This window comes from Paraburkholderia eburnea (genome assembly GCF_002917095.1).
Classification (GTDB): Bacteria; Pseudomonadota; Gammaproteobacteria; order Burkholderiales; family Burkholderiaceae; genus Paraburkholderia; species Paraburkholderia eburnea.
Genome location: NZ_PQGA01000004.1, coordinates 126,305 through 147,428, shown reverse-complemented (window position 1 = coordinate 147,428; position 21,124 = coordinate 126,305). Strand labels below are relative to the sequence as shown.

Annotated in this window: 12 protein-coding genes; 3 read left to right on the top strand and 9 right to left on the bottom strand. The window is 64.0% G+C overall.

From position 1 onward, the window contains the following. Nucleotides 1–505 precede the first annotated feature (505 nt). The 3 genes from nirB to B0G62_RS11245 are packed head-to-tail and all read left to right on the top strand — an operon-like array spanning nucleotide 506 to nucleotide 7,669. Nucleotides 506–3,094, top strand: a complete 2,589-nt coding sequence (gene nirB, locus B0G62_RS11255) for a nitrite reductase large subunit NirB (RefSeq protein ID WP_167401234.1) — start codon at nucleotides 506–508, stop codon at nucleotides 3,092–3,094. Between the two features lie 35 nt (nucleotides 3,095–3,129). Then, entirely contained in the window at nucleotides 3,130–3,486 is a 357-nt protein-coding gene (gene nirD, locus B0G62_RS11250; RefSeq protein WP_103704426.1) for a nitrite reductase small subunit NirD, read from the top strand. 34 nt (nucleotides 3,487–3,520) lie between these two features. Then, nucleotides 3,521–7,669 carry a bifunctional nitrate reductase/sulfite reductase flavoprotein subunit alpha gene (locus B0G62_RS11245; protein ID WP_103704262.1) on the top strand — a complete coding sequence of 1,383 codons (4,149 nt, stop codon included), beginning with the start codon at nucleotides 3,521–3,523 and terminating at the stop codon, nucleotides 7,667–7,669. Between the two features lie 218 nt (nucleotides 7,670–7,887). Here B0G62_RS11245 and B0G62_RS11240 read toward each other — a convergent pair whose 3' ends face one another. The 9 genes from B0G62_RS11240 to B0G62_RS11200 form a co-directional block, all read right to left on the bottom strand. Then, nucleotides 7,888–10,131 carry an NADP-dependent isocitrate dehydrogenase gene (locus B0G62_RS11240; protein ID WP_103704261.1) on the bottom strand — a complete coding sequence of 748 codons (2,244 nt, stop codon included), beginning with the start codon at nucleotides 10,129–10,131 and terminating at the stop codon, nucleotides 7,888–7,890. 577 nt (nucleotides 10,132–10,708) lie between these two features. Then, entirely contained in the window at nucleotides 10,709–11,533 is an 825-nt protein-coding gene (locus B0G62_RS11235) for an alpha/beta fold hydrolase (RefSeq protein WP_103704260.1), read from the bottom strand. Nucleotides 11,534–11,788: 255 nt separating this feature from the next. After that, a complete protein-coding gene (locus tag B0G62_RS11230) occupies nucleotides 11,789–12,931 on the bottom strand; it encodes a porin (RefSeq protein WP_103704259.1) in 1,143 nt (380 codons plus the stop codon). A gap of 224 nt (nucleotides 12,932–13,155) precedes the next feature. Beyond that, nucleotides 13,156–14,472: a flavin-dependent monooxygenase QhpG gene (gene qhpG, locus B0G62_RS11225; protein ID WP_103704258.1), complete on the bottom strand. Its 1,317-nt coding sequence runs from the start codon at nucleotides 14,470–14,472 to the stop codon at nucleotides 13,156–13,158. Continuing rightward, entirely contained in the window at nucleotides 14,469–15,152 is a 684-nt protein-coding gene (gene qhpE, locus B0G62_RS11220) for a subtilisin-like serine protease QhpE (protein ID WP_103704257.1), read from the bottom strand. Before qhpE ends, qhpG begins: the two co-directional genes overlap by 4 nt. Continuing rightward, nucleotides 15,142–16,872, bottom strand: a complete 1,731-nt coding sequence (locus tag B0G62_RS11215; protein ID WP_103704256.1) for an ABC transporter ATP-binding protein — start codon at nucleotides 16,870–16,872, stop codon at nucleotides 15,142–15,144. Before B0G62_RS11215 ends, qhpE begins: the two co-directional genes overlap by 11 nt. 13 nt (nucleotides 16,873–16,885) lie before the next feature. Next, entirely contained in the window at nucleotides 16,886–18,820 is a 1,935-nt protein-coding gene (locus B0G62_RS11210) for a sigma-54-dependent Fis family transcriptional regulator (protein ID WP_244193189.1), read from the bottom strand. A gap of 167 nt (nucleotides 18,821–18,987) precedes the next feature. Continuing rightward, the gene (locus tag B0G62_RS11205) at nucleotides 18,988–19,305 is read right to left on the bottom strand and encodes a high-potential iron-sulfur protein (RefSeq protein WP_103704254.1); all 318 of its coding nucleotides are present in this window, start codon (nucleotides 19,303–19,305) and stop codon (nucleotides 18,988–18,990) included. A gap of 90 nt (nucleotides 19,306–19,395) precedes the next feature. Next, on the bottom strand, nucleotides 19,396–20,901 hold the full coding sequence (locus B0G62_RS11200) for an aldehyde dehydrogenase family protein (RefSeq protein WP_103704253.1): 1,506 nt from the start codon (nucleotides 20,899–20,901) through the stop codon (nucleotides 19,396–19,398). Nucleotides 20,902–21,124: the final 223 nt, after the last annotated feature.

Below are 21,124 nucleotides of genomic sequence, written 5' to 3'. Positions count from 1 at the left end.
GTTCGTGGGGTCGTGCTTGCGTACTGCCGTGTTCTGCACCGGCGTCGTTGCCGGTCGAGTTCCTAAATGCAAGTTCCAGACCAGCGCGCGGCAAGCGCTGATTCACCGTCGGCGCTATCCGGGCGCGCACCGAAAGCGCACAGCCCGCGCGCCGCATGGCACCAAACCTGTGCCCGCCTGCATCGTCGTGTATCAGCGCGATGCAGGCGTCCGGATGGCGCATGGGCGGCGCAAAAGCCCACGGCAAAAGGCATTGCGCCGATTGCACGCACATTGGCACAGTCATTGCGTAACGTTCTGCGAACACGGATCAATGGCGATCCGGCTGCTGCCAGGCAAGCAACGCTCTGCAGCAGGTAGCGAATTCGTTTGAACACAGGACAACGGCGTCCCCTGAATCTGGCTCCTCGCGAGCGGGATTTGCGGGACGCCTTTTTATTTTCTCGCGGCTTTTTCTCAGGCAGGGGGCACAGGCATGACGCAATCTACGCTCGCAATGAACGCTTTGGACGTGGTCGTCATCGGCCACGGTATGGTGGGCCATAAGTTTCTGGAAAGCGTGCTCGCCGACGCGGCCCACGCCGCGCGCAACGTGCGCGTCACGGTGCTCTGCGAAGAGCCGCGTCCCGCTTACGACCGCGTGCATCTCTCCGAATTTTTCGCGGGCAAGAGCGCCGACGATCTCTCGCTCGTGAGCGCGGGTTTTTTCGAGCGCGAAGACGTGCGCGATCGCGTGCGCCTGGTGCTCGACGCGAAGGTGGTGTCGATCGACCGCGCCGCGCATACGGTCAGCGTGTCGAACGGCGAAACGCTCGCTTACGACAAGCTCGTGATCGCAACAGGATCGTCGCCATTCGTGCCGCCCATCGCGGGTAACGATCGTTCGGACTGCTTCGTGTACCGCACCATCGAAGATCTGGAGGCGATGCGCTCGCGTGGCGCGAGCGCAAAAACTGGCGTGGTGGTGGGCGGCGGCCTGCTGGGCCTCGAATGCGCGAAGGCATTGCGCGATCTCGGCCTGCAAACCCATGTGGTCGAATTCGCGCCGCGCCTGATGGCCGTACAGGTCGATGAGGACGGCGGGCGCATGTTGCGCGGCAAGATCGAGGCGCTGGGCGTGAGCGTGCACACGCAGAAGAACACCACGGCGATCGTCGATGGCGAAAGCGCCGCAAACCGCATGGTCTTCGCCGACGGCACGCACCTCGAAACCGACATGATCGTGTTCTCGGCGGGCATTCGTCCGCGCGACGAGCTTGCGCGCGCCTGTGGGCTGGAGGTCGGCCCGCGCGGCGGCATCGTGATCGACGACGCGTGCCGCACCAGCGATCCCGACGTTTATGCGATCGGCGAATGCGCGCTCTGGCAAGGGCAGATTTTCGGCCTCGTGGCACCGGGTTACGACATGGCGCGCATCGTCGCGAAGGCGCTGGCGGGCGACGCCGCGCAGGACTTCGCGGGCGCGGACATGAGCACCAAACTCAAGCTAATGGGCGTGGACGTGGCGAGCATCGGCGACGCGCATGGCAAGACGCCGGGCAGCCGCTCGTATCGTTTCGCCGACGAGCGCCGCGAGGTCTACAAGAAGATCGTGGTGTCCGAATGCGGCAAGAAACTGCTTGGCGCGGTGATGGTCGGCGATGCCGGCGAATACGGCACGCTGCTGCAAATGATGCTCAACGGCCTGGAGTTGCCCGAAGCTCCGGAATTCCTCATCCTGCCGCAAGCGGACGGCAAGGCCAGGCCCGCGCTCGGCGTGGAAGCGCTGCCCGATAGCGCGCAGATCTGCTCGTGCAATAACGTGTCGAAGGCGCAGATCTGCGCCGCCGTGCGCGATGGCGCGACCAGCATCGGCGCGATGAAGACCGCGACCTGCGCGGGCGCGTCATGCGGCGGCTGCGTGCCGCTCGTCACGCAGATCATGAAGTCGGAGATGAAGCGCCAGGGCGTGGCGGTCAACAACCATCTGTGCGAGCACTTCCCGTATTCGCGCCAGGAGCTGTACCACCTCGTGCGCGTCGAGCAGATCAAGACCTTTGGCGTGCTGCTGGCGAAGCACGGTCACGGTCTTGGCTGCGATATCTGCAAGCCCGCCGTGGCCGGCATTCTGGCGTCGTGCTGGAACGAGTTCGTGCTCAAGAAGGAACACGCAAGCCTGCAGGATTCGAACGATTATTACCTCGCCAATATCCAGCGCGACGGCACCTATTCGGTCGTGCCGCGCATGGCGGGCGGCGAAGTGACGCCCGAAGGGCTGATCGCCGTGGGCATGGTCGCGAAGAAGTACGGTCTCTATACGAAGATCACGGGCGGTCAGCGCGTGGACCTGTTCGGCGCGCGTGTCGAGCAATTGCCCTTCATCTGGGAAGAGCTGATCGAAGCGGGCTTCGAATCGGGTCATGCCTACGGCAAGGCGCTCCGCACGGTGAAGTCGTGCGTTGGATCGACGTGGTGCCGCTTTGGCGTGGGCGATTCGGTGGGACTCGCGATTGCGCTGGAAAACCGCTACAAGGGCCTGCGCGCGCCGCACAAGATCAAATTCGGGGTCTCGGGCTGCACGCGCGAGTGCGCGGAAGCGCAGGGCAAGGACGTGGGCGTGATCGCCACGGAAAAGGGCTGGAATCTCTATGTATGCGGCAACGGCGGCATGAAGCCGCGCCACGCGGAACTGCTCGCCGCCGATCTCGACCGCGCCACGCTCGAACGCTACATCGACCGCTTCCTGATGTTCTATGTGCGCACGGCGGACCGCCTGCAACGCACCAGCGTGTGGCGCGACAACCTCGAAGGCGGCCTCGATTATCTGATCGACGTGATCGTGCATGACAAGCTCGGCATCGGCGCGGAACTCGAATCGGAAATGCAGCTCGTGGTGGACACCTACGAATGCGAATGGAAAAAGGCCGTGACCGATCCGCAAACGCGCCGGCGCTTTCGCCACTTCGTGAATAGCGAGGAAGGCGATCAGCATGTGACGTTTGTCGAGGAGCGTGGTCAGATCCGTCCGGCGACGCCCGCCGAGCGCGAACAGATTCCGGTGCGCGCGCAACGTGATGCGCTGGCGGATATTCCCGTGGTTGTCGAGACGGTCTAAACCGGTTGTATAGAGAGGAATCCAGAATGAAAGATATGAGCCATGGCGTGTTTGAAGAAAACTGGGTGCCGGTTTGCCAGCTAGACGACATCGTGCCGAATACAGGTGTCTGTGCGCTCGTGAAAGGCGAGCAGGTCGCCGTATTCCATATCGACGACGCTCAAACCGGTCAAGCGCGCGTCTTCGCCATCGGCAATTACGATCCGAACTCGCAGGCGGCGGTGCTTTCGCGCGGGCTGGTTGGCAGCCTTGGCGAGCGCATCGTCGTGGCTTCGCCCATCTACAAGCATCATTTCGATCTCGCGACGGGCGAGTGCCTGGAAGAGCCGAGCAGTTCGGTGACCGCGTTTGCCGCGCGGGTGGAAAACGGGCAGGTCTGGATCGCGGCTTGATCTCGCCACTTGAAACGTCGAGCTAGAGAACGATATGGCGGGCAAGAGCGTCAAGACCGTGTGTCCTTATTGCGGCGTGGGTTGCGGCATGGTGCTGCACGTCGAGGACGGCGAGGTCAAGAAGATCTCGGGCGACACCGAGCACCCGAGCAACTTCGGGCGCCTGTGTACCAAGGGGTCGTCGGCGCATGTGGCGCTGCGCAAGTCGGGGCGGCTCGAACGCGCCTTCGTGCGTCGCGCGCGCGACGAAGACCCGGTTCCGCTGCCCATCGCCCAGGCGATCGCCGATACGGCGGCGCGTCTGCGCGCGACGCTCGACGCGCATGGCCCCGACGCGCTCTCGTTCTACGTCTCCGGCCAGATGTCGATCGAGGCGCAATACCTCGTCAACAAGCTCGCAAAAGGCTTTGTCGGCACCAACAATATCGAATCGAATTCGCGCCTGTGCATGGCGAGCGCGGGCAGCGGCTACAAGCTCTCGCTGGGCGCGGACGGCCCGCCCGGTTCCTATCAGGACTTCGACAAGGCCGATTGCTTCTTTGTGATCGGCGCGAACATGGCGGACTGCCATCCGATCCTGTTCCTGCGCATGATGGATCGCGTGAAAGCGGGCGCGAAACTGATCGTGGTGGACCCGCGTCGCACCGCGACGGCGGACAAGGCCTCGCTGTATCTGCCGATCAAGGCGGGCACCGATCTCGCGTTGCTCAACGGCCTGCTGTATCTGCTGCACGAAAACGGTCATACGGACGCCGATTTCATCGCCCGTCATACCGAAGGCTGGGATGCGATGCCTGCGTTCCTCGCCGACTACACGCCGCAAAAGGTCGCCGGAATCACGGGACTGCCCGAGGCCGATATCCGCCGCGCGGCACAGATGATCGGCGAAGCGCCGGAGTGGATGAGCTGCTGGACCATGGGCCTGAATCAGAGCACGCATGGTACGTGGAGCACCAACGCGATCTGCAATCTGCATCTGGCGACGGGCAAAATCTGCCGCCCAGGCAGCGGGCCGTTTTCGCTCACAGGCCAGCCCAACGCGATGGGCGGGCGTGAAATGGGCTACATGGGCCCGGGGCTGCCGGGTCAACGTTCGGTGCTTTCCGAGGGCGACCGCGCCTTCGTGGAGGAGCGCTGGAACCTGCCGCGCGGGACGCTCACGACGAAGCTGGGCGGCGGCACCATCGATCTGTTTTCGCGCATGGCGGCGGGCGAGATCAAGGCGTGCTGGATCATCTGCACCAATCCGGTGGCATCGGTCGCGAACCGGCAAACCGTGGTGGCCGGTTTGCGCGCCGCCGAGCTTGTGATCGCCCAGGACGCTTTTCTGGACACCGAAACAAATCAGTATGCCGACGTGTTGCTGCCTGGCGCCCTCTGGGCCGAAGCCGATGGCGTGATGGTCAACTCCGAGCGCAACATGACGCTCATGCAGCCCGCCATCGAGCCGCCCGGCGAAGCCTTGCCCGACTGGCAGATCATCGCGCGCGTGGCCTGCGCGATGGGCTACGAAGCGGCGTTCGGCTATGCGAGCGCCGCCGAAGTGTTCGATGAGATCGTGGGCTTTTCGAATCCGAAGACCGGCTACGATCTGCGCGGCGCGAGCCATGCGAAGCTGCGCGACACGCCGCTGCAATGGCCGTGTGCGCCCGATGCGCAGAGCGACCGCAACCCCATTCGCTATCTGGGCGACGACGCTGGCGGTCCGCGTATCGTTTTTCCGACCCCGCACGGCAGGGGCGTGTTCTTCACGCGGCCACACGTAGCGCCTGCCGAACTGCCCGACGGCACCTTCCCGATCGTCTTCAACACGGGGCGCCTGCAGCATCAGTGGCACACCATGACGAAGACGGGCAAGGTCGCGATGCTCAACAAGCTCAATCCGTCGTCCTTCGTCGAAATTCATCCCGAGGATGCGAGCGCGCTCGGCATCGCGGCGAAGGATCGCGTGGAAGTGCGCTCGCGGCGCGGACGCGTCGTGCTGCCCGCCGTCATCACCGACCGCGTGCAACCCGGTAACTGCTTCGCGCCGATGCACTGGAACGATGTGTTCGGCGAAGACCTGTGCGTGAACGCCGTGACCAACGACGCGATCGATGCCATTTCTCAGCAGCCCGAACTGAAATTTTGTGCCGTCGCGCTTACGCGTGTCGCGCCCGAGCCTGCCGTTGTCGAGCCGGATGCGCGCGATACGCAGACGGACAAAATCGACGACGCGGCTTTGCCCCAGGAACCTGACATGACCCGAATCGATGCACGAATTGACGCATTCTCGAACCTGCTCGACCTCGGCGCGCTGACTGCGCCCACGCTCAGCGAAACGGAGCGGCTGTATCTCGCGGGCTTCGTGAACGGTCTGCGTGCGTCGGGGGATGACTCTTCAGGTGTTGCGGCTGCGCCGGTTCTGCCGGAGCACGCGCCCATGTCCGTGGCCAAACGCGCGTGGGTGGACGGACTGCTCGCGGGGTTGTTCAGCCGTGCCGCGCCGCGAGGGGTGCCGGTCATCGAAGCCACGCAGCCGCAAGACGATCAGACAGGCGCTGTCCGAATCGCTCACACGCGCCCGAAAGTCGTGCTGCTATGGGCATCGCAAACCGGCAACGTCGAATCTCTAGTCGAGCGCTACGCGACGCAACTGATGGAATCGGGCTGCGAGATTCGCACGGCCTGCATGGCCGACTATCCGTTGGCGAATCTGGAAAAAGCGCAATATGTGCTGCTGATGACGAGCACCTTCGGCGACGGCGATGCGCCCGATAACGGCGAGCCGTTCTGGTCCGCACTCAAGGCCGACAACGCGCCGCGACTGGCTTCGCTGCGTTACGCGGTGCTCGCGCTGGGCGACCGCAATTACGACCAGTTCTGCGGCCATGGCCGCAACCTCGATGCGCGCCTCGAAGCGCTGGGCGCGCAGCGCCTGATGGCGCGGGTCGATTGCGATACCGAATTCCAGAGCGCCGCCGACGCATGGCTCGAACGCGTCACGCTTCGCATCAAGGAGGAAGACGCGGCGCTGCATGCCGTGCCCGCGAGCGGGACGATTCCCGAAGTGCTGCCCGGTTGCGCGCCGACCAAAACGCGTCCCGGCGCATCGCGCCTCGTCGAAAACGTGCGCCTGAACATGCAGGGCGCGACCAAGGATACGCGCTACTTTTCGCTGGCAACGGGCGAGGCGGGCATCGAATACGAAGCTGGCGACGCGCTCGGCGTCTGGCCGACGAATTGCCCCGCGCTGGTGGACGAATTGCTGTCACTGACGCATCTGCACGCCGATACGCCCATCGACGTGCCGGGCGTGGGCGACATGCGCCTGGCCGATGCCTTGAGCCATCACTACGAAATCGCGCGTCCCGGCCCCGATGCGCTGGCGTTCATCGCATCGCGCGCACGCGCTCCGGTCTTGAGCGATCTGCTGCGTGAAGAGCGTAAAGGGGATTTGAGGAACTGGTTGTGGGGGCAACAACTCGCCGATGTGCTGCACGAATATCCCGTCGACCTCACTGCGCGTGAATTGACGGCCATGCTCAAGCGTCTGCAGCCGCGGCTCTATTCGATTTCATCGAGTCCGAAGGCACATGCGGGCGAAGTGCATCTGACCGTTTCGGCGGTGCGTTATCACAACGGGCGGCGCGATCGCAAAGGCGTGGCCTCGACATTTCTGGCCGACCGCGCGGCGGCGGGCAGCGTGCCTGTGTTCGTGCAGAAGAGCACGCATTTCCGCCCTCCGCGCAACGGCGACACGCCGATGATCATGGTCGGCCCCGGAACAGGCGTTGCGCCGTTCCGCGCCTTTCTGCACGAGCGGCGTGCGCGCGGCGATTCGGGCCGCAACTGGCTCTTTTTCGGCGAACAGCATGCCGCCACCGACTTCTACTATCGCGACGAACTGGAGCAGATGCGCGGCGATGGTCTGCTCAATCAGCTAGACCTGGCGTTCTCGCGCGACCAGCATGAAAAAGTCTACGTACAGGATCGTATGCGCGAAAACGGCGCGCAACTCTGGTCGTGGCTGGAGGAGGGCGCGCACTTCTATGTCTGTGGCGACGCGAGCCGCATGGCGAAGGACGTGGACGCCGCTTTGAAGTCGGTCGTGGCGCAGCACGGCGGCCTGAGCGAAGAGGCCGCCGGAGAATACGTCGGCCAGATGGCGCGTGACCGCCGCTATGTGCGCGACGTGTATTGAAGTTTGCATCAACCTGACGGGCGGATCGCAGCAGTTCCATGCACCCGGCTTGAGTCGGGCGGGAGGTTAGTAAAGCGAAGTAAGCCGCCGATTCGGATTGCGACGAGCCGCGATTAACCCGCTATTCATGCTCAAAAATAAAACGCCCTTGCAGTCAGAGTCTGCAAGGGCGTTTTCACATCAAGGCCCTGAAAACAGGCCCCGAATCGATTGGAAGCTTACTTCGCGGCAGCTTCGAGCACAGCGTTGAACGTCGCGCTCGGGCGCATCACTTCAGCCAGCTTTGCGAAGTCCGGCTTGTAGTAGCCGCCGATGTCGACCGGCTTGCCCTGAACGGCGGCCAGCTCGGCAACGATCTTCTGCTCGTTTTCAGCCAGTGCCTTGGCGAGCGGTGCGAAGCGAGCCGCGAGTTCCGCGTCGTCCTTCTGTTCGGCCAGCTCTTGTGCCCAGTACATCGACAGATAGAACTGGCTGCCGCGGTTGTCCAGCTCGCCGGTCTTCGGCGACGGGCCCTTGTTGTTGTCGAGCAGCTTGCCGGTTGCGGCGTCGAGCGTTTTCGCGAGCAGCTTGGCGCGCGCGTTGTTCGTCTTGATGCCGAGGTCTTCCAGCGACACAGCCAGCGCGAGGAATTCGCCGAGCGAGTCCCAGCGCAGGTGATCTTCCTGAACCAGCTGCTGCACGTGCTTCGGAGCCGAACCGCCTGCGCCCGTTTCGTACATGCCGCCACCGGCCATCAGCGGAACGATCGACAGCATCTTCGCCGACGTGCCCAGTTCCATGATCGGGAACAGGTCGGTCAGGTAGTCGCGCAGGATGTTGCCCGTGACCGAGATCGTGTCCAGGCCGCGGATCACGCGTTCCAGCGTGTAACGCATCGCGCGGACTTGCGACATGATCTGGATGTCGAGGCCGCTCGTGTCGTAATCCTTCAGGTACGTTTCGACCTTCTTGATCACTTCGTTTTCGTGCGGACGGTACGGGTCGAGCCAGAACACGGCCGGCGTGCCCGAGTTCTTCGCGCGCGTGACGGCGAGCTTGACCCAGTCGCGGATCGGCGCGTCCTTCACGAGGCACATGCGCCAGATGTCGCCTTGCTCGACGGGCTGCGTGAGCGCGTCGAGGACTTCGCCCGTGGCGTTGTCGACGATGCGTGCCGTGCCGTCCTGCGGAACTTCGAAGGTCTTGTCGTGCGAACCGTACTCTTCGGCCTTCTGCGCCATCAGGCCGACGTTCGGCACCGTGCCCATGGTCTTCGGGTCGAATGCGCCGTTGGTCTTGCAGAAGTTGATGATTTCCTGGTAGATGCGCGCGAACGTGCTTTCCGGAATCAGGCACTTCGTGTCGGCCGGGCGGCCGTCTGCGCCCCACATCTTGCCGCCTGCGCGGATCATCGCGGGCATCGATGCGTCGACGATCACGTCGTTCGGTGCGTGCAGGTTCGAGATACCCTTGGCCGAATCGACCATCGCCAGCGCCGGACGGTGCTCGTGGCACGCGTGCATGTCGCGGATGACTTCTTCACGCTGCGATTCCGGCAGCGTTTCGATCTTCGTGTACAGATCGACGAGGCCGTTGTTGACGTTCACGCCGAGCTGTTCGAACAGCTTGGCGTGCTTCGCGAACGCATCCTTGTAGAACGTGCGAACAGCGTGGCCGAACACGATCGGGTGCGAAACCTTCATCATGGTCGCCTTGACGTGCAGCGAGAGCATGATGCCGGTCTTGCGCGCGTCTTCCATCTGGTCTTCGTAGAAGTCCAGCAGGGCCTTCTTGCTCATGAACATGCTGTCCACGATTTCGCCGGCCAGCAGCTTGACCTTCGGCTTGAGCACGATGGTTTCGCCACTCTTCGTGACGAGTTCCATGCGCACTTCGCGATCCTTGTCGTTCGTGATCGACTTTTCGCCGTGATAGAAGTCGCCGTGCTTCATGTGCGCGACGTGAGTGCGCGAAGCCATGCTCCACTCGCCCATGCTGTGCGGGTGCTTCTTCGCGTAGTTCTTCACGGCCAGCGGCGCGCGGCGGTCCGAGTTGCCTTCGCGCAGGACCGGGTTCACGGCCGAGCCGAGGCACTTCGAATAGCGCTTCTGGATGGCCTTTTCTTCGTCGGTCTTCGGATCTTCCGGGAAGTCGGGGATCTTGTAGCCCTTGCCCTGGAGTTCCTTGATGGCGGCGACGAGTTGCGGCACCGATGCGCTGATGTTCGGCAGCTTGATGATGTTCGTTTCCGGCAGCTGCGTGAGACGACCCAGTTCAGCCAGGTTGTCCGGCACGCGTTGTTCCTCGGTCAGGAATTCGGGGAATTCACCGAGGATGCGGCTCGCCACGGAGATATCGCTGGTCTCGACGTTCACGCCGGCCGGCGCAGCGAAGGTGCGGATGATCGGCAGAAACGCGCTGGTGGCAAGCAGCGGCGCTTCATCGGTCAGGGTATAGATGATGGTGGGTTGCTGGGTACTCATCGGCTTCTTGGCGGGATCGTTAAACGAGGTGGTAAGACCACCGGCTGCGCGCAGTCGGCGAAACACCTGAATTTTGCCTCAATTTCCGACGGGCCGGGGCCGAGATCGACATGAATTTCATATTGTGAAATTGCGTTGCGCGGGGTCGTTCGACGGGAAAGTCGGCGTCCTGGCCCCAATCGCCCGACCGCGCGCTGAAAACGTTACCGCGCCAAGGCCCTGTTGTATAAGGCCTTTCAGGTCGAAACCGATACTTCGGCGCCGTGGTGGATGTTTTGAGTTTCTGGTTGTGGATTGTTTGTCAAGTTGGTGAAGACCCTTGCTTAATGGGAGGGCAATCGGCCACTCTTATAGAAGAATTTATTGCCGGACGCCCTCGTCGCGCGGTCTCATTTCCTGGTCGTTTAGTGGGATATTGGCTTGTGCCTGGGGGCCGGGCGAGGCAAATCTGACCGGCCGGGATCGGCGCGCGGTTGGAGGGACGATGCGCTCGCCGCCGTCAGCGTGGGTGTGATGACGGCGGCGAGCGGGCAGGGCATCGCGTGGCAGGCAAGCGGTACGCGCGCGCGAGTTCAGGTTACTTGCGGTTCAGAAATTCCAGTAGATCCGCGTTGACCTTGTCGGCCTCGGTCGTGCACATGCCGTGCGGCGCGCCCGGATAGATCTTGAGCGTCGCGTCCTTGACGATCTTCGCGGAGAGCTTGCCCGCATCGTCGATCGGCACGATCTGGTCGTCGTCGCCGTGCAGGATCAGCGTCGGCACGTCGATTTTCTTCAGGTCTTCGGTGTAGTCGACTTCCGAAAATTCGTGCACGCATTCGTACAGTGCAAGCACGCCGCCCCACATGCCCTGCAGCCAGAACGAGTCGATCGTGCCCTGCGAGGTCTTCGCGCCGCTGCGGTTGAAGCCGTAGAACGGCACGGCCAGATCCTTGAAGAACTGCGAGCGGTTATCGACGACGCCTTTGCGGATGTTGTCGAACACTTCCTTGGGCAGGCCGCCCGGATTCTGCTCTGTCTTGATCATGATGGGCGGCACCGCGCCGATCAGGACCGCGCCCGCCACGCGCTTCGTGCCGTGGCGGCCGATATAGCGCGCGACTTCGCCGCCGCCCGTCGAGTGGCCGACGAGCGTGGCGTCCTTCACGTCGAGCTTGTCGAGCAGTTCGGCGAGATCGTCGGCCCAGGTGTTCATGTCGTTGCCCTTGGCCGGCTGGTCCGAGCGGCCATGGCCGCGACGGTCGTGCGCGATGACGCGAAAGCCTTTCTGCAGCAGAAACAGCATCTGCGCGTCCCAGGCGTCGGCAGACAGCGGCCAGCCGTGACTGAAGACGACCGGGCGGCCGCTGCCCCAATCCTTGTAATAGATCGACGTGCCATCGCGGGTGGTGAACGTGCTCATCAGTAGCGCTCCTGGTTGAGGCTGAAGGAATCACGCAGGGGACGGATGCCACTGTGCGCACGCGTCGAGTGTGCCGCAGGGAGCGTGACATCCGGGATTCGAGGCAATGCGGACGATACAGGATGGATCGTGTGCGATAGGCCGCACGGCACGCCGCACACGCGCAAAAGTATAGAGAGGAACGCGAAGCGATGATGCGAAGCTGCGCGACGCGTCAGAGCCTCTGGACGTATCGAAACGTGCTTGCTGCGTGGTTCAGAAGGTGTGATTCATGGCGATGCGCGCGACTACCTGGTGCGAATTCGACGACACGCCCGCCGAACCCGGTACATGTGCGCCGTCGAGTGCCGTGCCGGTATTGCCGCCAGAAACGGTTTGATAGAGCAGCTGGCCGTACACGGAAGTGCGCTTGGAAAACACATATTGCGCCATGCCGCCCAACTGGTTCCAGTGCAGCGACGCGTGGCCGCTGTCCTGGTCGAACGAGGCGTGCGTGTACGTATACATGGCGCCGACGATCACGGCGGGCGTCACGTTATAACGCGCGTTGACTTCGATATTGTCGAATTTGAGGCTGCCATGCGCGCCCAGATCCAGCGCACCGACGTAGATCGAGCTTTGCGGATCCATGACGTTGCTGCGCGTATAGACGAGACCCAGAGTGGCCTGGCCGATGCCATAGTTCGCACCCACGCCCCACGTTTTCTGGTGGCTCACGGCAAAACCGATATCGTCAGACGCAATCGCGCCGGACGTATTGGCGCCCGGCGCGCCAAGATCGGCGTACACGGCGGCGAGCGAGAGCGTCTGCCAGGCGTAATTCAGGCCCGCGCTGAAGATGCGGTTGTTTGCAAACGCACCGGCCTGATTGCTGAAACCGTAAAGCGCCGTGGCCGAGAGACCGGCCCAGGTGGGGCTCGTGTATTTGACGGCATTATTCGCGTGATAGGTGGCGTCGGTGTTGTCGTTGTCGAGCGGATGCGAAAACAGAAAGCCCGCCCAGTTGCCGTTGGCGCTCAGGAGGCCCACCGTATCAGCGATAGAATCGAACTGACGCCCGAACGTGAGCGTGCCGTAGTTGTCCGACTGAAGGCCCACGTAAGACTGATAGCCGAACAGACGCCCGCCATAGGCCGCCGCGCCGTTGTCCAGTGCGAAGCCGCTTTCCAGATCGAAGATAGCGTGCAGGCCGCCACCCAGATCCTCGCTGCCCTTGAGGCCCCAGCGGCTGATCGCGAGATCGCCGCTCGCTGTCTGCCATGATGACTTGCCGCCGACGTTGCTCGTATAGTTGATGCCTTCGTCGATCACGCCGAAGAGCGTGACGCTGCTTTGCGCGAGCGCTTGCGAACTGGCAATAAGGAATCCTGCTGAAATGACGATTGCGGGTCTGTTCATTGAATGAGCCGTTCCTGTTCGAATGATTTCGGGCGCGAAAATGCGGCTCACATCAAGCAGGTGTCATGCCATGAAGTCGGTATGGCCCGTGTGCTTCCAGAGCGCTCGATCCACGTGACTTGTCGCGTCGCACGCGTCTCAGGACGAGGCGTGTCTCGTCGCAAGTTGAGACGGCACGCGCGAGCGCGCGACCGGATAAAAACGCCAAGGGGAGATCGGATGCCTCAGGCCTGTGCCTGCGAATAGCCGTGCGCGTCGAGCCAGTGGCGAACGAGCCGTGCCTGGTCGGCGTCGAGCGCACGCAGTACGTGGTCGGCGGGCTGCTTGCGCAGTGCCTCGACGATGGGCGCGAGCGGGACGCCTTGCAAATGCCAGACGCCGAGCGGCTGATCGGGGCTCACGACCACGTCGGCTTCGGCGATCAGGTTGCCGTCGATCACGGGCGCGCGCTCGATGTTGAGCTGGTTGAAATCGGCGCTGACGTGCAGCGGTGCGTCGTCGGGCCAGAGGCGGCGCGCTTCCCAGAACGGCCGCGCCGCCCAGCGTTGTTCGAGCGCGTAAAAGTCGCGTCCCGTGCGCGCGAAGCGCATGAAGAGTTGTTCGATGCGCTGCTGATGAAATCGCAGCGCGAGTGACGCGCGTTCGGGGCAACTGAGCAGCGTATGAATCACGGCGGGCGCCTGGAGCGCGGACGAAAGCGACTGGAAAATGCCGTTGCCCGAGAGCGGATCGACCGCCATCGCCGCATCGCCTACGCGCAGCCAGTTACGCGCGCCCGTGCGCCCGCACAGCGTGGGCGTGCTGCTGCGCGCGTGCAGGCGTACGTCCGTGTCGGCGTCGTGCGCGAAGAAGTTGCTCGCAAGCGGCGCGCGGCGCATGCGCGCGCAGAAGGCGGGCAGCTCGTCGCGCTGCGGGAGTTCGGCGCTCGCAACGTCCAGCGTCATCTGCCAGTAGCATCGGCCATCGGGCAGGCGTGCCATCCACGCCCAGCCATCCTGGAGGCTTTCCACCGCGGAGGCCGCCGCGCCGCGCTCGCCTTGCCAGACGTTCAGGAGACTTAATGTTTGCGGCCCGCGCGTGGCGTCGCGCATGAGCGGCGAAAGACGGCCGCGCGCTTCCACGAGGAAGTCCGCGCGCAGCGACAGCGGGCCGTCGCTGGTCTCGATCATGAGGTCGTGACCGGCCGGGGAAGTCTGCACGCTGCGCACGTTGGCCTCGATCACCTCGACATCGGCGTTGCGCAGATCCTGGCGCAACGCGGCGTCGAATGCGCGCCGGTCCACCAGGTATTCCGCATTGAGCGTTTGCAGCACGCCGTTCCAGAGCGTCGTGCGCGCGCTCGGCCCGGCGACGGTGTTCGCGGCGCGATGAAGGCCCGCATGGCGCAAGCCTTCTATCACGCGCGGCGACATGCCTTCGACGGCGTCGAAGCGGCGCCAGTCGCTCACGACCTGAACGACGTAGCCCAGGCCGGCGAGCGCCCGCGCAACGGCGGCGCCAGCCGGGCCCGCACCGAGGACGACGACGCGCTGGGCGCTCATGAGGCGTGCGTGCGTCTTTCGACGCCGATAAAGGCCGCGTGCGAGCGCAGCCAGGCGAGCAGGGCGTCGCGGTCGGCATCGGGATGGCGCAGGAGCCACGCGGCGGCGTGCCCGCTCAAGGCCGCCGTGGCGATGCTGGCACCGGCTTGCGCGCAGCCAACGCTTCGCACCAGCGCGCCGAACTCGGCCTGCGCGCTATCGAGCCACGACCATTGCGAGGCATCGCAGCGCGCGTCGCCGGTCACGCGTACGACGCCGGGATAGCTCGACGGAAACACGGGGTCGCCTTGCGCCGGGCTTGCTGCGCAAACCACCACGCCCGCGTCCACGGCGAACGCGCAGGCTTCGCGCAGCGCGGCGCGATCGGCGCGCACGCCCAGGCTCAGATTGATGATGCGCACGCCTTGACCGACGAGCCAGCGCATCGCCTCGGCGATCTGCAAGGGTGTCGTCGCCGCGCGTTCGCGAAACACCTGCGCGACGCAAAAGCGCGCGTCGGGTGCGCTAAACGCAATGCGCTCCAGCACCGCGCCGCCATGACCCAACTGGTCGGCCACCGCGTCGCGCCGATGCACCCGCATATCGTCGTCGAGCACAAAGGCTGCCGCCGAATGCACATGCACGGACTGATCGGCGCGATATCCGCTATCGACAATTCCCACACGGAGTTCAGTGCTCATGCGCCGCTCCCTGCGCTTCGCGCGTCACGAGCCGGCCATCGATCAGGTCGAAATGCAGATCGGCATGTGCGAGCGTGGCCGCGCGATGGCTGATGAGAATGCGCGTGCGCGCGGCGAACAGCGTGTCGATCTGGGCGATCACCTCGCGCTCGGTGGCCTCGTCCACGGCGGAGGTGGCTTCGTCGAGAACGAGAATCGACGGCTCCTGCAAGAGCGCCCGCGCGATTGCGATACGCTGTTTCTGGCCGCCGGAAAGCTGCTGGCCGCGCTCGCCAATCTGGCTGTCGAGGCCTTCGGGCAGCGTTGCCACCAGCGAATCGAGCTGCGCGGCGTGCGCGGCCAGCGCAATCTGCTCGCGGCTTGCGTGCGGTGCGCCATAACCGATGTTGTCGGCGAGGCTGCCGCGAAACAGCACGATGTCCTGGCTCACCACGGCCACGCGGCGGCGCAGGTCGTCCAGTTGCAGGTCGCGCAGATCGACGCCGCCCAGACGCAGCGAGCCCTGCTGCGGATCGTAGAAACGCTGCACGAGGTCGATGAGCGTGGACTTGCCCGCGCCCGATGCCCCCGCGAGCGCGATCTTGCGGCCCGCGGGCAGCACGGCACTGGCGCCGCGCAATACGCCATGGGCGCGTTCCTCATGCGAGAACCAGACGTCGTCGAATTCGAGCGTGCTGTCTTCTGGCGCTGTGGCAGGTGTTTCGGTTTCCTGAACGATGACAGGTTCGTGCTGAAGTTCGACCACGCGCGTCAGGCTCACCGTCATGCGCTGCAACGCGACGTAAAGCCCCAACAGGCTTTTCACCGGACCCACGGCCATGCCCAGGTAAGTGGTGAACGCAATCAGTGCGCCCAGTTGCCACGCGCCTTGCACGACCCAGTAGCCGCCCACCAGAAAGGCGCTGGCGCGCGATATCGACGTGAAGAGACCCGGCACCGACTGCGTGAAGAATTCCGTCACCTGGAGTTTGAGCAGGCGATCCATATAGCGGTCGCCGAAGCGTTCGAGCCGCTCGCGTTCCGCGTTTTGCTGGCCGCTGGCCTGGATGAACTTCATCGCGGGCAGCGTCTCCACGAGGAACGAGGAGAGATCGGCGGCGCTTTCGCGCAGGCCGCGCGCGTCGCGTTCTACCTTGCGGCGCATCCAGCGCAGCCAGAGCGCTTCGAAGGGAATCAGCACCGCAACGAGCAACGAGAGCTTGACCGATAAAGTCAGCAGCAGCGCCACGGAGCCGAGCAGGCCGATGACGCTCGACACCGCCGAAAAGAGCGCATCCAGAGCGAAGCGCTGAATCTCCGCGACATCGCCATCCAGACGCGAAAGCAGATCGCCGATCCGCCGCCGTCCATAGAACGACGGCGGCAGCTTTTGCAGATGTGCATAGACGGCGCTGCGCAGCGCGAACAGCACACGGCCCGAGAGACGCGTATGCAGATAGCGATTGACGCCGCCGAGCACCGTGCCGACCAGGCCCGCGCCGATCATCGCAAGCGCGAGCACGAACAGCATATTGAAGTCGCGCCCCACCAGCCCGCGATCGATCATCTCCTTGGTGATCCACGGCTGTACGAGCACGAGCAGCGACGCGCAGGCAGACAGTGCAAGCAGCCCCGCGATCGCCAGCCGGTGTGGCCGCACGAAACCATAGAGCCACGCCATCGATGCTTCGAGGCGCGCGCGGTCATCGGTTTTCGCAAAACGGAGCAGCAGGTTCAGCATGAGTGTCGTGAATTCAGGGGCGCAGCCGCTTGAGCTTGCGATAAAGCGTGGCGCGGCTGATGCCGAGCGTGAGCGCCGCCGCCGCCACATTGCCGTCGTGACGGGCCAGGCTTTCGCGGATCAGTTCGTCTTCGTGCTTGCGGATCAGGCCACGTCCGGCCGGATTCGTCGCTGTCGGGCAGGCGCCGTCGATAAAACCATCGCATAGATGATCCAGGCCGATCTCGTGTTCGTCGTCGTCGCGCACGGCGAGCGCGGTGCGCAAGACCATCTCCAGCTGGCGAATATTGCCTGGCCACGGATGCGTGCGAAATACTTCGGATAACTCATCGCTGATCTGTACATGCTGTGAGTTAAGACGCTCCAGCAAGGAAGCGACGATCAGATCGATATCGTCGCGTTCGCGCAGCGCGGGCAATGCCACGCTCACCCCATTGATGCGATAGAACAGGTCTTCGCGAAAGGTCTTGTCGCGCACCATCGTCGGCAGGCTGCGGTGAGTGGCGCAGATCACGGCGATATCGATCGTCTGTTCCTCGCCCGCGCCAAGCGGCGCGACCTTGCGCTCCTGCAGCACGCGCAGCAGACGCGCCTGGAGATGAAGCGGCATGTCGCCGATTTCGTCGAGAAATAGCGTGCCGCCGTGCGCCTGCATCAGACGCCCGAGCATACCGCCCTTGCGTGCGCCGGTGAACGCGCCGTCGCGATAGCCGAACAGTTCGGATTCGATCAGACCTTCGGGAATCGAGGCGCAGTTCACGGCGATGAACGGCTTGCCTGCGCGTTCGCTCGCATCGTGCAGCGCCCGCGCGACGACTTCCTTGCCGGTGCCCGTTTCACCTTGCACGAGTACGGGCAGGGCGTTGTCGAGGCCGCGCCGCGCCATTTGCAAGGCGCGTAGCAAGCGGCTTTGACGGCCTGCGATCTTGATGAGGCCGGCTTCTCGCGCACCTGAACGCGTGCCCGAACGGGCATCGAGCGCCCGAACGCCCGCACAGCCGGTATTCGTTAGCGCGCGTCGCGGCGCACGCAGCACGCGCAACGCAAGATCGTGCGCGACGTCCGCGATATCCAGCGTGTGGGCCTGACCGGCGAACGCCGCGAAGCTCATGCCACGCAGGCTCGCGCATTGCAGCCCGACGATATCGGCACGCGCAAGGCCCAGCAATTCGCAGGCCTGAGCACTCGCGGCGACGACGGTGCCGTCCTCGCGCACGGCGAGCACGCCGCACCATGTCGAATCGAGGTAGGCGCGATGCGGATGAAACGCGATGACGAAATGATCGGGGAAAAACGCTTCGAACAGACGCGCTTCGATATGGCTCGCGGCGGCTCCCACCAGCATCGACAAGGTATCCTGCGCGAGCGGCAATTGGCCGTCGCGCGTGAGATCGAGCACGCCGATCGCGTTGCCGTGCGGATCGGCGATCGGCAGCGAACGGCATGAAAAGCGCGCGAGGCGGCCCAGAAAATGCTCGCCGCTGTCGATCGCAACGGGGCGGCCTTCCACGAGCGCCGTGCCGAGCGCATTGGTGCCGCGCAACGATTCGGTCCACGTGGCGCCTGGCGACACATCGCCGATGCCGAGATCCGCGAGCGCGCCCGCATTGCCTTCGACCGAAAGTATCGTGGCTTCCGCATTGGCGAGAATGACGATGCCTTGCTGGCCACAACGCCGTGCGAGGAAATCGAGTTCCGGCGCGGCGGCGTCGAGCAGCAGGCGGTTCGCATCGCGCAGATCGCCGAGGTCGCGAAACTCATTCAGATTGAGCAGCGCATCGTCATGGCAGCGCACGCCATGCGCGACGCTGCGCCGCCACGATGCGTCAATCTCCATGCGCAGCCAGCCCTGCGGAAACAGGCCGTCCGAGCGCAGCCGCTCGCGTATCCATTGAGCGGCGTGTTGCCGGTCGGCCAGCGCCGGCATGGGAGGAAAGGAATCGTGCAAGCTGTCCCCCTGGATGGTTGATTCGGTGCGCTGCCTGGCAGGATGCCGCGCGAAACAAAGGGCTAATCTGGCACGGTTGCCGCCATAAGTCCATCCGGTCAAAAACGCATTCCATCGGGCTGCCAGGACGCGATGGTCAAGCGGGAGGCAGGCCGGTGCAACTGTATTCAGCCCTTTTTGTTGTAACCGTTGCACCATCCCGCAGCGGCCACGCGTTTGCCGCCGAACAGCGGACAGTTCGCGGCGGCATCGCCGGATTTGCCTTGATAAAACGTGCAGTTGCCGCAATCCTGGCCCGCTGCGTAGCGGGCAAATCGGGCTTTGTCCACGTGCGTGGCATCGGCGCGATAACCGAGTGCCTGGGCGGCGGGATCGGTCTCCGCGATGAGCGGAGCTTCGGCACGCGCCTCGCGGGCAAGCGGCAACAAGACGGTACTGGCGGATGCGATAAGGAAAGTACGGCGCGAGATATGGGTTAAATGCATGGTGTTTTTATGACTTTGTAGTGTGAGGAAAGCGCTTTATGCCAGATCGCCGCGCGCTGTTGCATGCGCGCGGCATCTAATGCAAGCGCTTCAGACGTTCATCAGCACCGACTTGATTTCGGTGTAATGCTCGATGGCGGCCGCGCCCATTTCACGGCCCATGCCCGACATGCGATAGCCGCCGAAGGGCAGCGCGGGATCGAGCGCGCTATGACAATTCACCCAGACCGAACCCGAACGGATCCTGGGAATCATGCGATGCGCGGCGCTCAGGTTGTTGGTCCAGATGCTCGCGCCCAATCCGTAACGGGTATCGTTGGCGAGTCGCAGCGCATCGTCGATGGTGTCGAACGGAATGGCCACCAGCACCGGCCCGAAGATTTCCTCCTGCACGAGCGGACTTTTCTGCTCGACATCGACGATCACCGTGGGCTTGACGAAGTATCCGGGGCCGAACTGTTCGCCACCGCAGGCGATCTGCGCGCCCGCCGCGCGGCCTCGCTCGATATAGCCATGCACGCGCTGCTGCTGTTTGAGCGAGATGAGCGGCCCCATCTCCGTGGCAGGGTCCAGGCCGTTGCCGAGTTTCATGCCGCTGGCGATGGAGGCGATATCGCCCACTACGTTGTCGAAGTGCTTGCGTTGCACGTAAAGGCGCGAGCCCGCGCAGCACACCTGGCCCTGGTTGAAGAAGATCGCGGTGGCGGCGCCTTGCGCGGCGGCCACGGGATCGGCGTCGTCGAGCACGATGGTCGGGGACTTGCCGCCCAGTTCGAGCGTGATGCGCGTCATCGACTCCATCGCGGCTTTGCCGATCAGCTTGCCCACTTCGGTCGAGCCGGTGAAGGTGAGCTTGTCGACATCGGGGTGATGCGAAAGCGCAGCACCGGCTTCGGCGCCCGTGCCCGTCACCACGTTGAATACGCCCGGCGGATAACCCGCTTCGAGCGCGAGTTCCGCGAGCTTGAGCGCGGAGAGCGGCGTTTCGTCGGCGGGCTTGAGCACCACGGTGCAACCCGTCGCGAGCGCAGGGCCGAGCTTCCAGCACGCGAGCAGCAGCGGGAAATTCCACGCCACGATCGCGCCGACCACGCCCACGGCCTCGCGGCGCGTGAAGCCGTGCAGATGCGCGTCGGGCATCAGCGGCGCGGACACTTCGACGGTCGAGCCTTCGATTTTGGTCGCGAAACCTGCCATATAGCGCAGGAAATCGATACCCAGTTGCACGTCCATCACGCGTGCCACGACCGCGCTCTTGCCATTGTTCAGGCATTCGAGTTCGGCGAGCATCTGCGCGTCGCGCTCGATCAGATCGGCGAAGCGCCATAGCAGATTCTGGCGTTCGCGCGGCCGCATGTGGCTCCATGCGGAATCATCGAAGGCACGCCGGGCGGCCTGCACTGCGCGGTTCACGTCTTCTGTGCCGGACTTCGGCACATCGGCGAGATGCGCGCCGGTAGCCGGGTTATAGACGGGCAGCGTCGCGCCGCTGGCGGCGTGCACCCAGGCATCGCCGATCAGCATGGTTGGCGCGCGGTCGATAAACGCCTGGGTTTGCGGAAGGAGTTGCGGGAGTGTTGCGGGCGCAGCCTGCATGAGAGTTTCCTCGCTCGTTGAGTTGGCCCGGAGTGGACCTGGATTATGCCGATCGAGGAGCGCGTCAAGCAGCTTCCGTACCAGATGCTTATCGATATGCGCCGCATTTACGCTGAAAGTGCGAGTGCAATGGCGTTCGCGAACATTGCGTGCATCTCGTGGCGCGATTCTTCTCGACACCCGATGTGTCTCATTTTGAGAATTCTCGTGCGACATGAGACGA